Raw genomic sequence first — 12,580 nt, 5'->3', positions numbered from 1 at the left:
CGCTCACAGGTTGTACTGCTTGCGCTTGCGATACAGGGTCGAGGCATCGATGCCGAGCGTTTTCGCCGCCTGGTCCAAGGTGCCGGCGGTGGCGAGGACGGCGCCGATGTGGGCCTTCTCCAACTCGTCGAGACTCAACGCGGCACCGACTCGTGGCGCGTTGTTGGCCGGTTGTTCGGCCATGCCCAGGTGGCTGATCTCCACGCGTTCCTGCGGGCAGATGATGCTCGCCCGTTCGACCACATTGCGCAGCTCACGAATGTTGCCCGGCCAGCGATAGCCGAGCAGTGCCTCGCGAGCCTCGTCGCTGAAGCCGCGTGCCGGACGCGCATACTCTTTGACGAAGCGCGCGAGGAAGCGGTCGGCCAACGTCAGGATGTCCTCGGCACGCTCGCGCAGAGGCGGCAGGTGCAGAGTAATGACGTTGAGGCGATAGAGCAGGTCTTCACGGAATCGGCCGTCACGGACCATGTCTTCCAGATTGAGGTTGGTTGCGGCGAGGATGCGCACATCCGCGCGACGAGTCACCGGATCCCCTACCCGCTCATATTCCTTGTCCTGAATGAAACGCAGCAATTTTGGTTGCAATGTCAGCGGAAAATCGCCGATTTCGTCGAGAAACAGCGTACCGCCGTCGGCCTGATTGACTCGGCCCAGTGTACTTTCGCTGGCACCGGTAAATGCGCCTCGACTGTGGCCAAACAGCTCGCTTTCCATCAGTTCAGCGGTCAACGACGGGCAGTTGATGGTCACGCAGGATTTTTTCTCGCGCTTGCTCCAGCCGTGAATCGCTCGGGCCAGCTCACCTTTACCGGTGCCGGACTCGCCGAGGATCAGAATGTTGGCGTCGGTGCCGGCGACCTGACGTGCAGTTTCCAGTACGACTTTCATTGCCGGGCTGTGGGAATCAAGACCGTCCTTCGGTTTGCGGATCTCGCCTTCGAGGGCTTCGAGGCGCGCCGACAGTTGGCGCACTTCCAGTTGCTTGGCGGTGGCCAGACGCAGCTGATCCGGGCTGCACGGTTTGACCAGATAGTCGGCGGCGCCGGCCTGGATCGCGTCGACGGCGGTATCGACAGCCGAATGCGCGGTGACAATCACCACTCGCATCCATGGTGCCTGAATGCGCATCTGCGCCAGTACGTCGAGGCCGTTGTCTTCACCCAGACGTAAATCAAGGAAGCACAGGTCGAAGACCTGGCGTTGCAGCAAGGCGTCGGCCTGAGCCGCGCTGTTGGCTGTGGCAACCGTATAGCCTTCATCTTCGAGGCAATAACGGAAAGTACGCAGGATGGCGGATTCGTCGTCCACCAGCAGAATGCGGCCTTGATGCTCAGTGGCAGATTCCATTTTTCCTACGCTCCATAGTGATTGGTCTTGGGTTAGTCCCGGAAAAATCGGGCAAGTTGCATGGTTGATTCTGAACGATGCCAGCCATAGGAGGGTAGCTCTCTCCTGCCTTTACGGCCAATACGTTGATTTTGTTGGTTTTTTAAACAAATGCCGATTTGCAGGGCATTCCCTGCGTACTTTTCTGACATCTGCGCCCTGCTCTCAATTCCATAAGAATGAAATCTCCTACGAAAAAATCGTGCATTGCGCACGATCCCAGATGACCCATCGTGCAGGATGCGTCGCGAACGTTTTTTACTAAGATCATAACTAATTGATTTTATTGAATATTTTTCAGTTAAAAAACTGGCATGCAGGCTGCAATACCTCATTCAGCCCGGGCAGAAATGAACTGCCCCAACCGAATAAGAGTGAGGAACCCAGGATGACTCGCCAACGTGCCGCCCAAGTGCGTATCTCGCCACTGCATATTCAGCAAGGTCTGTTTGGCGTACTGGCGCTGTTGATCACCCTGATCGCCTGTCAGCAATACCTGCGCTGGGAAAACAGCCAGCAGGTTGAGCCGCTGATTTCGATCCAGCACAACACGCAAACGCACTTCAGCGCCGTCAGCAGCAGCCAGGCCGAGAGCGCCTCGATGCGCATGATGGATGTCGATCAGGCGCAGCCGCTGGATCAACTGCCACGTGAAGAGCGTTGGGTTTTCTAAAGAACACATGAATTCGGGCGCACAGCGCCAGAACACGTAACACCCCTAAATAGAGAAGTAAGGAGAATCACCATGTTGAGCTGGGCAATTACATTCTTGATCATTGCCATCATCGCTGCAGTACTGGGCTTCGGTGGTATCGCGGGCACCGCCACGGGTATCGCCAAGATTCTCTTTGTCGTGTTCCTGGTGATGTTCATCGCTTCCTTCTTCTTTGGCCGTCGCGGCCGAGGTTAACGATGACTGTGTTAAAGACACTGGCAGCCGCCCTGCTTCTGGGCGGTAGTGCCATGGCGATGGCGGCCAATGACGGCCAGACGCGGGTCAACGAACTGTTGAGTTCCGACCCGCAGTATCGCGAAACCTGGGAAGGCGTTGTGAAGAAGGAAGAACGCCTGCCGGAATGGGTGATGAACCTGTCCGGCACGCCTGACCAGCAGATGAATGCCGTGACTGAAGATGGCGACAAGTATCTGGTCGGCCCCCTCTGCGAATCCGCAGACAAGTGCCTCAACCACCGTTTGATCGTCGCCTTCAGTTTCGACAAGAAAGACGCTTACGCCATGCTCGTTGATGTGCCCGAAGGACTGCCGGCCGACAAGTCGCCGACGCGACATGCGACCTATCGCTTCCTCGGCAAACCCGATCAAGGCATGCAGGATCTTTTGATGGAAACCCTGAAGAAAGATCCGAAGTGGTACTGATTTGAACATGAAGGCAGCAGCCCTGCTGCCTTCCATTGCGCCCACCTGAGGAAGGCAGGCGCATGACCAAGGGGCCGGGACGTTCTGACTGTTGCAGGGTCGGAGTGACCTACGGGGACAGGGAGTGCCTGCGCAAGGGCCGGGTCAGGGTAAAAGCTGCGCCGCAGGTTCGCCGACCCGTAGTGGCTCGACGGACTTGCGCTGAGCTTTCCAACACGCAAAACATTGATCCAGAGCGTCCAGCTCATCCTTTTTATCGCTGACACTGCGCGCGAAAACATTACGCGGTGTTTCATGGCGACCGTATATCGACAAAGAGACCGCTTAAACAGTAGGACTTCTAGTCTTCCTGCGTAGGCTTTTTCCTAATTATTTCGTCGATTTTTCTCGTTCAAAAAATAACCAACCTAGGCTGTGATGACCGGTTCACGGCACTTATGCCGGCCGAAATGTCACAATCGAACCGGTTGGGACGCCAGTTTCATTTAAAAAAGCTCATGCCGATTCGGCATAGGGTAGGCGTTTACGGCATTAGACGGCGCAACCTTGCATCGGAATAGTTGCGCCTTTTTTCGCCTGCCGAAGAGCCGTAACTACGCGCTTCGGGGCACCTTATACGGAGGCAGATGCACAGACTTTTCCGCTAAAGAGCGTTCCAGTTCCTGCATGTGCCTGAGTCAAACGCAAGTAAGGGTAAAGATAATGAAGAAGGCAAAAATCAGCCTCGCCTGGCAGATCCTCATCGGTCTTGTTCTAGGGATTGCAATTGGTGCGTTGCTCAATCACTTCAGTGCCGAGAAGGCCTGGTGGATCAGCAACGTCCTGCAACCGGCAGGCGATATCTTTATCCGTCTGATCAAGATGATCGTGATCCCGATCGTCATCTCTTCCCTGATCGTCGGCATCGCCGGCGTGGGCGACGCCAAGAAACTCGGGCGGATCGGCCTGAAGACGATCATCTATTTCGAAATCGTCACCACCATCGCCATCGTTGTCGGCCTGCTGCTGGCCAACCTGTTCCACCCGGGCACCGGCATCGACATGAGCACCCTGGGTACGGTCGACATCTCGAAGTACCAGGCGACCGCCGCCGAAGTGCAGCATGAACACGCGTTCATCGAGACCATCCTCAACCTGATCCCGTCGAACATCTTCGCGGCCATGGCCCGCGGCGAAATGCTGCCGATCATCTTCTTCTCCGTGCTGTTCGGTCTCGGTCTGTCGAGCCTGCAGTCGGACCTGCGCGAGCCGCTGGTGAAGATGTTCCAGGGCGTCTCGGAAAGCATGTTCAAAGTCACCCACATGATCATGAACTACGCCCCGATCGGCGTGTTCGCACTGATCGCGGTGACCGTGGCCAACTTCGGTTTCGCCTCGCTGCTGCCGCTGGCGAAACTGGTGATCCTGGTTTACGTCGCCATCGCCTTCTTTGCCTTCGTGGTGCTGGGCCTGATCGCCAAGCTGTTCGGTTTCTCTGTGATCAAGCTGATGCGCATCTTCAAGGATGAGCTGGTGCTGGCCTACTCCACCGCGTCTTCGGAAACCGTGCTGCCACGCGTGATCGAGAAGATGGAAGCCTACGGCGCACCGAAAGCCATCTGCAGCTTCGTGGTCCCGACCGGTTATTCGTTCAACCTCGACGGTTCGACCCTGTACCAGTCGATCGCCGCCATCTTTATTGCCCAGCTGTATGGCATCGACCTGTCGATCAGCCAGCAGCTGCTGCTGGTCCTGACCCTGATGGTCACCTCCAAAGGCATCGCCGGTGTACCGGGCGTGTCCTTCGTGGTGCTGCTGGCCACTCTGGGCAGCGTCGGCATTCCGCTGGAAGGCTTGGCGTTCATCGCCGGTGTCGACCGCATCATGGACATGGCGCGTACCGCTCTGAACGTGATCGGCAATGCCCTCGCGGTACTGGTTATCGCACGCTGGGAAGGCATGTACGACGATGCCAAGGGCCAGCGCTACTGGAACTCCCTGCCACACTGGCGCAGCAAGGAAAAACTGCCAGCGGGCGAAATCTCCAAGCCGTAACGCAAAACCCTGTGGGAGCGAGCTTGCTCGCGAAGAGGCCGGCACATTCAACCATTATGTTGATTGACACACCGCCTTCGCGAGCAAGCTCGCTCCCACAGTGATTGATGCAAGGCTTACCAACGAACCCCGGAGAAATCCGGGGTTTGTCGTTTCTGGTGACCCCGCTATCATTCGCGGCATTCTTCGGGGGATTTGACTGATGCTTAATGGCCTGTGGCTTGGCTTCTTCATCGTGGCAGCCGTATCGGCGCTGGCGCAGTGGCTGATCGGCGGCAACGCCGGGATCTTCGCGGCGATGGTGGAAAGCATTTTCGCCATGGCCAAGCTCTCGGTCGAAGTCATGGTGCTGCTGTTCGGCACCCTCACCCTGTGGCTGGGCTTTCTGCGCATTGCCGAGAAGGCCGGCATTGTCGAATGGTTGGCCAAGGTCCTCGGCCCGCTGTTTCTAAGGCTGATGCCGGAAGTCCCACCCGGTCACCCTGCCCTTGGCCTGATCACCCTGAACTTCGCCGCCAACGGCTTGGGCCTCGACAATGCCGCGACGCCCATCGGCCTGAAAGCCATGAAGGCGCTGCAAGAGCTCAATCCCAGCGCCACCATCGCCAGTAACGCGCAAATCCTCTTCCTGGTGCTCAACGCCTCCTCCCTGACCCTGCTGCCGGTGACGATCTTCATGTACCGCGCCCAGCAAGGCGCGCCAGATCCGACGCTGGTGTTCCTGCCGATTCTGCTGGCGACCAGTTGTTCGACGATCGTCGGCTTCCTCTCGGTGGCGTTCATGCAGCGCCTGCGGATCTGGGATCCGGTGGTGCTGGCCTATCTGGTACCGGGTGCGCTGTTGTTGGGTGGTTTCATGGCGTTGCTCGGCACCCTTTCAGCGACGGCTTTGGCGGGATTGTCGTCGATCCTCGGCAATATCACGCTGTTCGGGTTGATCATGCTGTTTCTGATCATCGGCGCGTTGAGGAAAGTGAAGGTTTACGAGGCGTTCGTTGAAGGCGCGAAGGAAGGCTTCGACGTCGCGAAGAACCTGCTGCCGTATCTGGTGGCGATGCTCTGCGCGGTCGGCGTACTGCGTGCGTCCGGGGCGCTGGACTTCGGTCTGGACGGCATTCGTCATCTGGTCGAGTGGGCGGGTTGGGACACGCGGTTTGTCGATGCGTTGCCGACGGCGATGGTCAAGCCGTTCTCCGGCAGCGCAGCGCGGGCCATGCTGATCGAGACGATGAAGACCTCGGGCGTCGACAGCTTCCCGGCGCTGGTCGCGGCGACGGTGCAGGGTAGTACCGAGACGACGTTCTATGTGCTGGCAGTGTATTTCGGCGCGGTGGGGATTCAACGCGCGAGGCATGCGGTGGGGTGTGCGTTGCTGGCGGAGTTCGCTGGTGTGATTGGCGCCATTGCCGTCTGCTACTGGTTCTTCGGCTGAACAAAAATCCAGACTGTAGGAGTGAGCCTGCTCGCGATAGCGGTGTATCAGTCACCGATGATGGCGATTGATAAACCGCTATCGCGAGCAGGCTCACTCCTACAGGGGTTGTGTGTCGGGCTTAAGGTTTTGGGGGGGCGAGTTTCTGGCCTTGGTCGACGGCCCAAGCGACGATTTTGGCGGTCAGGCGATCACTGGCCTGGCCAAACCCGGCCACCACCGCCGGCACCTGCACATCGCTCAACGGGTGGCGCTCTTCAAAGCGGCGACTGGCGAGAATGCGCTGGTCATAACCGCGCACCAGCAACGCATCGACGCGCACCACAACGCTGGCCTGTGAGCCTTGGTATTCGGTCTGAAACGCCTGCAAACTCCCGCCCAATTCCAGATCCGCCGCAAAGTTGCTGTCATCGGTACTAAGCAACGTCACCCGACCATCACGCTGAAACCCATCGAGCAAGCGATTACGCACCAGCACCGGCGCCGGATCACTCCAGCGCGAGCCCTTGTAACTGCTGATCACGTCGCCCTGCGGAATCACCGCAATCGTCGGCCGGTTCAACGCCTCACTGGCCTGCAACTTGTTCAGCCGCAACGACCAAGACTGAGTCGCCGCCGAACTGGCCGAGGCGGGCGCCTGGGCGGCCGGCAGGCGATAGACATCCGACGGCTCCGACTGGGGCAGAATCGAACAGGCGCTGATCAGCGTGAAGCCGGCGAGAAGGGCAAGTCGAGTCAGCTTCATGGCGTGAATTCCTTGTTCTTGTCACGGCCCAGCAGGTAGCCGCTGGGGTTGGCCTCAAGGCGTTGGGAGATGGCGCGCAGCGAGGTCAGCGTCTCGCGCAGTTCGCGGATCGCCGGGGCCAGGCCATTGAGGCCCTGCATGCCGTTGTCGAGGGAGTTTTCGTTTTTGTTCAGCAGGGTGCTGATCGTCGCGGTACTTTGCTCCAGCGACTTCATGGCTTGTTCGGCACTGCCCAATGCCTGTTTGCCCTGATCGTTGATCAAGCCGTTGGCATTGCGCATTAGCAACGAGGTCTGTTCGAGCATACTGCCGGCCTGTTTGCCGACGGTCGCCAATTGCTGCATGGCTTGCTTGATGTCGCCGCGCTGATCGTTGATGGTGCCGGTGGTCTGCTCCAGATGGGCGAGGGTCTTGCTCACACGCTCGACGTTGTCGGCAGAGAACATCTGGTTGGCGTTTTGCAGCAGCGCGGTGATGCCGCTCATCAAATCATTGCTGTCATTGAGCAGCCGCGAAATAGGCGAGGGCGAAGCGACGATGGTCGGCAGATTGCCGTCATGTCCACGCAGTTTCGAGCTCTCGGGCGTACCGCCGCTGAGCTGGATAATCGACGTACCGGTGATCCCGGCCAGCGCCAGTTTGGCCTGGGTGTCTTCCTTGACCGGGGTGTCACCGGCCAGACGAATCCGCGCCAGCACCCGCCGTGGGTCCTTCGGATCAAGGCGCAGGTTGATCACATCGCCGACCTTGATCCCGCTGTACTGCACCGGGCTGCCTTTGGACAAGCCACTGACCGCCTCACTGAAGACAATTTCGTAATCCTTGAACTCGGTGTCGACGCTGGACTTGGCCAGCCACAGGCCGAAGAGCAGGGCGCCTGCCACCACAATCACGGTGAACAGGCCGATCAACACATGATGCGCTCGGGTTTCCATGTCAGACCTCGTTGAGCAATTTGGCGGCGTCCAGCGCCGAGCGGCCGCGCGGGCCGTGGAAGTATTCGTGAATCCACGCGTCGTCGGTTTCCGAGACAACGTCGATGGGACCTGCCACTAGCACCTTCTTCTGCGCCAGCACCGCCACGCGGTCAGTGATGGTGTAGAGCGTGTCGAGGTCGTGGGTCACCAGAAACACGCTGAGGCCGAGCGCATCGCGCAAGGTCAGGATCAATTGATCGAATTGCGCCGCGCCAATCGGATCAAGGCCAGCGGTGGGTTCGTCGAGAAACAGGATGTCCGGGTCCAGCGCCAGAGCCCGGGCCAGAGCAGCGCGTTTGATCATGCCGCCGGACAGCGATGCCGGGTATTTGTCCGCCGCCGACAGCGGCAACCCGGCCAGCGCCAGCTTCACCGCAGCCAAGTGCTCGGCGTCGTTGCGGCTGAGGCCGGCGTGTTCGATAAGGGGCAGGGCGACGTTCTCAGTAACGGTCAGCGAGGAGAACAGCGCGCCTTTCTGAAACAGCACGCCAAAACGGCGTTCGACCAGCGAACGCTCATGCTCGGACAGGCTCGGCAGGTTCTTGCCGAACACTTTGACGATGCCTTCGCTAGGCCGGCGCAGGCCGACGATGCTGCGCAGCAACACCGATTTGCCGCTGCCGGAGCCGCCGACCACGGCGAGAATCTCGCCTTTGTACAAATCCAGGTCGAGGTTCTCGTGCACGCTCTGGCTGCCGAAGCGATTGCACAGGCCACGGACTTCGATCACCGCCTCCGAGGGCGTGCGGGGTAGACGACTCACCAGCCCATCTCCATGAAGAACAGCGCGGCCACCGCGTCGAGCACGATCACCACGAAAATCGATTGCACCACGGCAGACGTGGTGTGCGCGCCAACCGACTCGGCGCTGCCACTGACCTTGAAACCTTCCAGACAACCAATCGCGGCAATCAGGAAAGCGAAGATCGGGGCTTTGACCAGGCCCACCAGAAAATGCTGGATGCCGATGTCCGATTGCAGCAACGACAGAAACATCGCCGGCGAAATATCCAGCGACACCGCGCAGACCACGCCGCCACCGATGATCCCGCAAAGCATGGCGAGAAACGTCAGCATCGGCAGCGCCACCAGCATCGCCAATACCCGCGGCACCACCAGCAACTCCATCGGATTGAGGCCGAGGGTGCGGATTGCGTCGATTTCCTCGTTGGCCTTCATCGAACCGATCTGCGCAGTGAAGGCACTGGCAGTGCGCCCGGCCATGAGGATCGCCGTGAGCAGCACACCGAATTCGCGCAGGAACGAGAAGCCCACCAGGTCCACAGTAAAGATTGTCGCACCGAAACTGGCCAGCACCGTCGCGCCAAGAAACGCCACCACCGCACCCACCAGAAAAGTCAGCAACGCCACAATCGGCGCGGCGTCGAGGCCAGTCTGCTCGATGTGCGCGATCATCGGCGTGATGCGCCAGCGCTTGGGTCGGAACAAGTTGCGAGCGATGGTTTCCATGATCAGGCCGACGAAGCCGAGCAGTTGCAGGGTGTCTTGCCAGACCGTGTCGACGGCCCGACCAATGCGCGTCAGCAGTTGCACACTGACGCTGATTTCCGGCTCTTTGATTGGCACGCAGAAATCGGTCATCGAGCAGTACACGGTTTGCAGCAGCGCGCGGTCGGCGGAGGTCAGGGTGCAATCGGGGTGTTCGGCGGATTTGCCCAGGCGTTCGGAGCCGAGCAGTTCGACCAGCAACGAAGCGCCAGCGGTGTCGAGGGCGCCGAGGCTGTTGAGGTCGATCGGGGTGTTGGCATCGTACTGACCGTGGAGCTTTTCGCTCAGTTGCTTGAGCTCGGCGTAATGGGCAAGCGTCCAGTCCCCGGTGACCCGCAGGCGCGCAGGGGTTATCGACGTGTCCAGTTGAGCATTACCGCTGATCGAGCTGCTGGTCATAAGCTCCGTGCTTGTTCGGCCTTTATGCGAACTAACGTAATAGCACGAACCGGATTACTTTTCTTTGATCGCTGTGCTGTCCGTGACTTCGAAACGCAACACGCCGATCACCTGGCCATCTTCGGTCAACACCCGTACTTGCCACTTGCCCGCCGGGTTGCCGGGGAAGTTCTGCTTGTGCGTCCACGCCCGGTAGCCTTCCTTGCGCCCGCCATGGATGTCGAGGGCGATGCGGTCGACCTCTTTGCCGTTGAATTGCCAGACGTGATAGATCCGCTCATCGAGCCCGCGCGGCGCGTTGATTGCGGTGTAGGCATAGAGGCCATCGCCACGAATCTGCTCGGCACTGACCGTGTCGAGGCTGGCGCCGGGGGTGCGGTCCTGCATTTGCGTGCTGATAGCCACGTCGGTCATCCACAGCGTCGCCGGTGGCACCCACGAACGCAGCGCCCAACCCACGCCACCGATGCCGACCGTGATGCACAGGATTGCCAAAGCATTGCGCACCGTGCGGATCGGGAAGATCGACGCCAGGCTCGGGAACGACAACAACACGGCAATGCCCAGCGCCCATTTGAAGCTTTGCGCGGTGGTCAGGTGCATGATCACCGGCAACGCGGTGAGCAGGGCGGCGAACAGGGTCAGCGTGTGCAGCGCGAGAAACGCCCAGCGCCGTGGCGCCAGCCATTTGTAATAAAGCGGATCGACGATGGAAATCAGTGCGGCGACGCTGAGCAGCCCGGTGAAAAACAACTGGCCGCTGTTCCAGGTCGTGGTGATGAAGAAAAACGGCAAGACGAAAAACAGGCTTTCCTGATGAATCATCTGCGTCGCGTAACGCAGCAGCGGCTGGGGAATCTCGCGTTTGAACACGCGGGTGAAGAGGCCGGTGAGGGTGTTTTCCAGCATCAGCCAGATCCAGCTGAGCAGCATGATCACGGTGATCCAGCTCGCCAGGCCCTGCTGACGATCGACCATGATGAAACTGCCGACCCCGGAGATGAACCCGCCAAGCGCAATGACCCCGGGATAACGCTTCATCAGTTCGAGAATGCGCTGGATCAGGAGCTGTATTTTTGGCATTTGGGCGGTTCACGACTTGAGGGGAAAAAACCTCGACAGAGTAGCGCCCGCCGTGCGCTGTGGCGAGGCTGCCGGTCAGTAAATCCAACACCTCACCCTGTGGGAGCGAGCTTGCTCGCGAAGGCGGCGGGTCAGTCACCACATTTGTTGAATGACACACCGCTTTCGCGAGCAAGCTCGCTCCCACAGGGTCAGTGTTCGGCGGGTTTTCGGCGGTGATGCAAACGCCAGCCGATCAGGATCAACAACACCAGACCCAAGCCACCCGCACTCAACCACAAAACCTGATCATCACTGATCAACGGCTTCTCGATCCGCAGATACCCCGGCTGCAACAGCAACTCGCGCATGGCCTTGTTCGCCGCTTCCAGCGTCACCCCTTGCAGCTCCCGCGCCGGGTTGGCGAAGCGGCCATCCTGGTAATCACCGAGGGCGCTCCAGTAATAATCCGCCAGCGCACTGTTGCCTTGCACCGCCCACGCCTGATGGGCGATCGAGGCCTGCTTGATCCGCGCGAAAGTATCCGGGTCTAGGCCGTTTTTCAGCAGATCAGCCTTGAGGTCCTCCAGCACCTGAATGGCTTCGTCAACGTCATCACGATCCAGATCGGCGTTCAGACTCATGAAGCCCACACCGCCAAACACCTCACGCTCAGCCCACGGCCCGTAGGACAAACCGTGGTTGAGACGGATCTGTCGGTACAACGCCCAGTCGAGGTAATCCTTGAGAATGTCGAACGTCTGGTCGTACTGATCGTCCAGCACCGGTTCCGGCACCAGCCAGTGCAATTTGGCGCTGTCGCCGATAAAGCCACGGGTGAGCGTGCGCTCGTGGGCGGCGCTGGTGCGGATATCCGGCAGTGGGCGGTGTTCGCTCGGCTCGACCGCTTCGAGCGCGCCCCAGGTGCGTTCCAGATAGGCCGGCAGCAGTTTGTCGAGTTCGCCGACGACAATCAGCGTCATGTTGTTCGGCGCGTACCAGGCCTTGCGCACCTTCTCCAGTTGCTCCTGAGTCAGATGGCCGACCTCGGCGCGTTGCGGGCATTTGAGGCCCAGTTCAACAGCGAGCTGATTGCTCGCGGTGTGGCCGAGGTCCTGACGATCGAGAAAGCGTTGCAGGCGTGTGTAATGGCCGCCGTCCTCGCGCTCGACCACACGTTTGGCGGCGTTGATCGCGTTGTCGTCGATACGCGTTTGCGTGAGCAGAGCGAGCAGCAGGTCGAGTACCTTGCGCTGGTTTTTCGCCGGAGCTTCGATGACGAAGGTGGTGTCGGCGTTGCTGGTGAAGGCATTCCAGTCACCGCCCAGCGCTTGCATGCGCTCCTCCAGACCACCTTCGCCGGTGGCGTCGATGCCACTGAACAGCAGGTGTTCGAGCAGGTGCGGCAGCTCCTTGTCATCGCACTCGAAATCATCAAGGCCGACGCCGACCACCAGCCGGATCGCCACGTGCCCCCGTTCGGTGCCGGGCTTGAGCATTAGCTGCAAACCGTTGGGCAGCGCATAGCCTTCAACCTGAAAACGATCCAGGGCGAAGGCGGGCAGGGAACCGAGCAACAGACAGGCGAACAACAGGCAACGCATAACAGGCTTCCGTACGGCTGATTTGGAGATCCGTGTCGTCAGTCAGGGCCCC

12 protein-coding genes are annotated in these 12,580 nt (G+C 59.7%); 5 read left to right on the top strand and 7 right to left on the bottom strand.

Annotated elements, in window-relative coordinates:
• Nucleotides 1–3: 3 nt before the first annotated feature.
• Nucleotides 4–1,350, bottom strand: coding sequence for a sigma-54-dependent response regulator transcription factor AlgB (algB, locus tag AB4O11_RS08740; RefSeq protein ID WP_007954049.1), 1,347 nt, complete (start codon nucleotides 1,348–1,350; stop codon nucleotides 4–6).
• A gap of 427 nt (nucleotides 1,351–1,777) precedes the next feature.
• Between algB and AB4O11_RS08735 the strand changes: the two genes are divergently transcribed.
• From AB4O11_RS08735 to AB4O11_RS08715, 5 genes are all read left to right on the top strand, one after another.
• Nucleotides 1,778–2,062 (top strand): hypothetical protein, encoded by a 285-nt coding sequence (locus tag AB4O11_RS08735; protein ID WP_093429512.1) that lies wholly within the window; start codon nucleotides 1,778–1,780, stop codon nucleotides 2,060–2,062.
• 72 nt (nucleotides 2,063–2,134) lie between these two features.
• Nucleotides 2,135–2,299 carry a DUF1328 domain-containing protein gene (locus tag AB4O11_RS08730; RefSeq protein ID WP_003177151.1) on the top strand — a complete coding sequence of 55 codons (165 nt, stop codon included), beginning with the start codon at nucleotides 2,135–2,137 and terminating at the stop codon, nucleotides 2,297–2,299.
• Nucleotides 2,300–2,301: 2 nt separating this feature from the next.
• A complete protein-coding gene (locus AB4O11_RS08725) occupies nucleotides 2,302–2,766 on the top strand; it encodes an inhibitor of vertebrate lysozyme family protein (RefSeq protein ID WP_093429513.1) in 465 nt (154 codons plus the stop codon).
• A 702-nt stretch (nucleotides 2,767–3,468) separates the two neighbouring features.
• Entirely contained in the window at nucleotides 3,469–4,800 is a 1,332-nt protein-coding gene (gltP, locus tag AB4O11_RS08720; RefSeq protein ID WP_093429514.1) for a glutamate/aspartate:proton symporter GltP, read from the top strand.
• A 202-nt stretch (nucleotides 4,801–5,002) separates the two neighbouring features.
• Nucleotides 5,003–6,232: a nucleoside recognition domain-containing protein gene (locus AB4O11_RS08715; protein WP_460130469.1), complete on the top strand. Its 1,230-nt coding sequence runs from the start codon at nucleotides 5,003–5,005 to the stop codon at nucleotides 6,230–6,232.
• 121 nt (nucleotides 6,233–6,353) lie between these two features.
• Here AB4O11_RS08715 and AB4O11_RS08710 read toward each other — a convergent pair whose 3' ends face one another.
• The 6 genes from AB4O11_RS08710 to AB4O11_RS08685 all read right to left on the bottom strand — a co-directional run bounded on the left by AB4O11_RS08710 (nucleotide 6,354) and on the right by AB4O11_RS08685 (nucleotide 12,528).
• On the bottom strand, nucleotides 6,354–6,977 hold the full coding sequence (locus AB4O11_RS08710; RefSeq protein WP_460130468.1) for an ABC-type transport auxiliary lipoprotein family protein: 624 nt from the start codon (nucleotides 6,975–6,977) through the stop codon (nucleotides 6,354–6,356).
• Entirely contained in the window at nucleotides 6,974–7,912 is a 939-nt protein-coding gene (locus AB4O11_RS08705; RefSeq protein ID WP_460130467.1) for an MlaD family protein, read from the bottom strand. The genes AB4O11_RS08710 and AB4O11_RS08705 overlap by 4 nt, the downstream gene beginning before the upstream one ends.
• A gap of 1 nt (nucleotide 7,913) precedes the next feature.
• Complete coding sequence (locus AB4O11_RS08700; protein WP_460130466.1) at nucleotides 7,914–8,717, bottom strand: ABC transporter ATP-binding protein; 804 nt, start codon at nucleotides 8,715–8,717, stop codon at nucleotides 7,914–7,916.
• The gene (locus AB4O11_RS08695; protein ID WP_460130465.1) at nucleotides 8,714–9,862 is read right to left on the bottom strand and encodes an ABC transporter permease; all 1,149 of its coding nucleotides are present in this window, start codon (nucleotides 9,860–9,862) and stop codon (nucleotides 8,714–8,716) included. The genes AB4O11_RS08700 and AB4O11_RS08695 overlap by 4 nt, the downstream gene beginning before the upstream one ends.
• A gap of 54 nt (nucleotides 9,863–9,916) precedes the next feature.
• Nucleotides 9,917–10,945 (bottom strand): DUF5924 family protein, encoded by a 1,029-nt coding sequence (locus AB4O11_RS08690; RefSeq protein ID WP_016986428.1) that lies wholly within the window; start codon nucleotides 10,943–10,945, stop codon nucleotides 9,917–9,919.
• Nucleotides 10,946–11,136: 191 nt separating this feature from the next.
• On the bottom strand, nucleotides 11,137–12,528 hold the full coding sequence (locus AB4O11_RS08685) for a M16 family metallopeptidase (RefSeq protein ID WP_093429520.1): 1,392 nt from the start codon (nucleotides 12,526–12,528) through the stop codon (nucleotides 11,137–11,139).
• Nucleotides 12,529–12,580 lie beyond the last annotated feature (52 nt).

This window comes from Pseudomonas sp. H1_D05, from assembly GCF_054682705.1.
Note: the sequence above shows the minus strand (reverse complement) of the source record. Positions and strands in the feature narration are given on the sequence as shown.

Excerpts from the sequence above, each read along its gene's own strand:
- algB (WP_007954049.1), bottom strand. The coding sequence starts at position 1,350 with ATGGAATCTGCCACTGAGCATCAAGGCCGCATTCTGCTGGTGGACGAC.
- AB4O11_RS08735 (WP_093429512.1), top strand. The coding sequence starts at position 1,778 with ATGACTCGCCAACGTGCCGCCCAAGTGCGTATCTCGCCACTGCATATT.
- AB4O11_RS08730 (WP_003177151.1), top strand. The coding sequence starts at position 2,135 with ATGTTGAGCTGGGCAATTACATTCTTGATCATTGCCATCATCGCTGCA.
- AB4O11_RS08725 (WP_093429513.1), top strand. The coding sequence starts at position 2,302 with ATGACTGTGTTAAAGACACTGGCAGCCGCCCTGCTTCTGGGCGGTAGT.
- gltP (WP_093429514.1), top strand. The coding sequence starts at position 3,469 with ATGAAGAAGGCAAAAATCAGCCTCGCCTGGCAGATCCTCATCGGTCTT.
- AB4O11_RS08715 (WP_460130469.1), top strand. The coding sequence starts at position 5,003 with ATGCTTAATGGCCTGTGGCTTGGCTTCTTCATCGTGGCAGCCGTATCG.
- AB4O11_RS08710 (WP_460130468.1), bottom strand. The coding sequence starts at position 6,977 with ATGAAGCTGACTCGACTTGCCCTTCTCGCCGGCTTCACGCTGATCAGC.
- AB4O11_RS08705 (WP_460130467.1), bottom strand. The coding sequence starts at position 7,912 with ATGGAAACCCGAGCGCATCATGTGTTGATCGGCCTGTTCACCGTGATT.
- AB4O11_RS08695 (WP_460130465.1), bottom strand. The coding sequence starts at position 9,862 with ATGACCAGCAGCTCGATCAGCGGTAATGCTCAACTGGACACGTCGATA.
- AB4O11_RS08690 (WP_016986428.1), bottom strand. The coding sequence starts at position 10,945 with ATGCCAAAAATACAGCTCCTGATCCAGCGCATTCTCGAACTGATGAAG.
- AB4O11_RS08685 (WP_093429520.1), bottom strand. The coding sequence starts at position 12,528 with ATGCGTTGCCTGTTGTTCGCCTGTCTGTTGCTCGGTTCCCTGCCCGCC.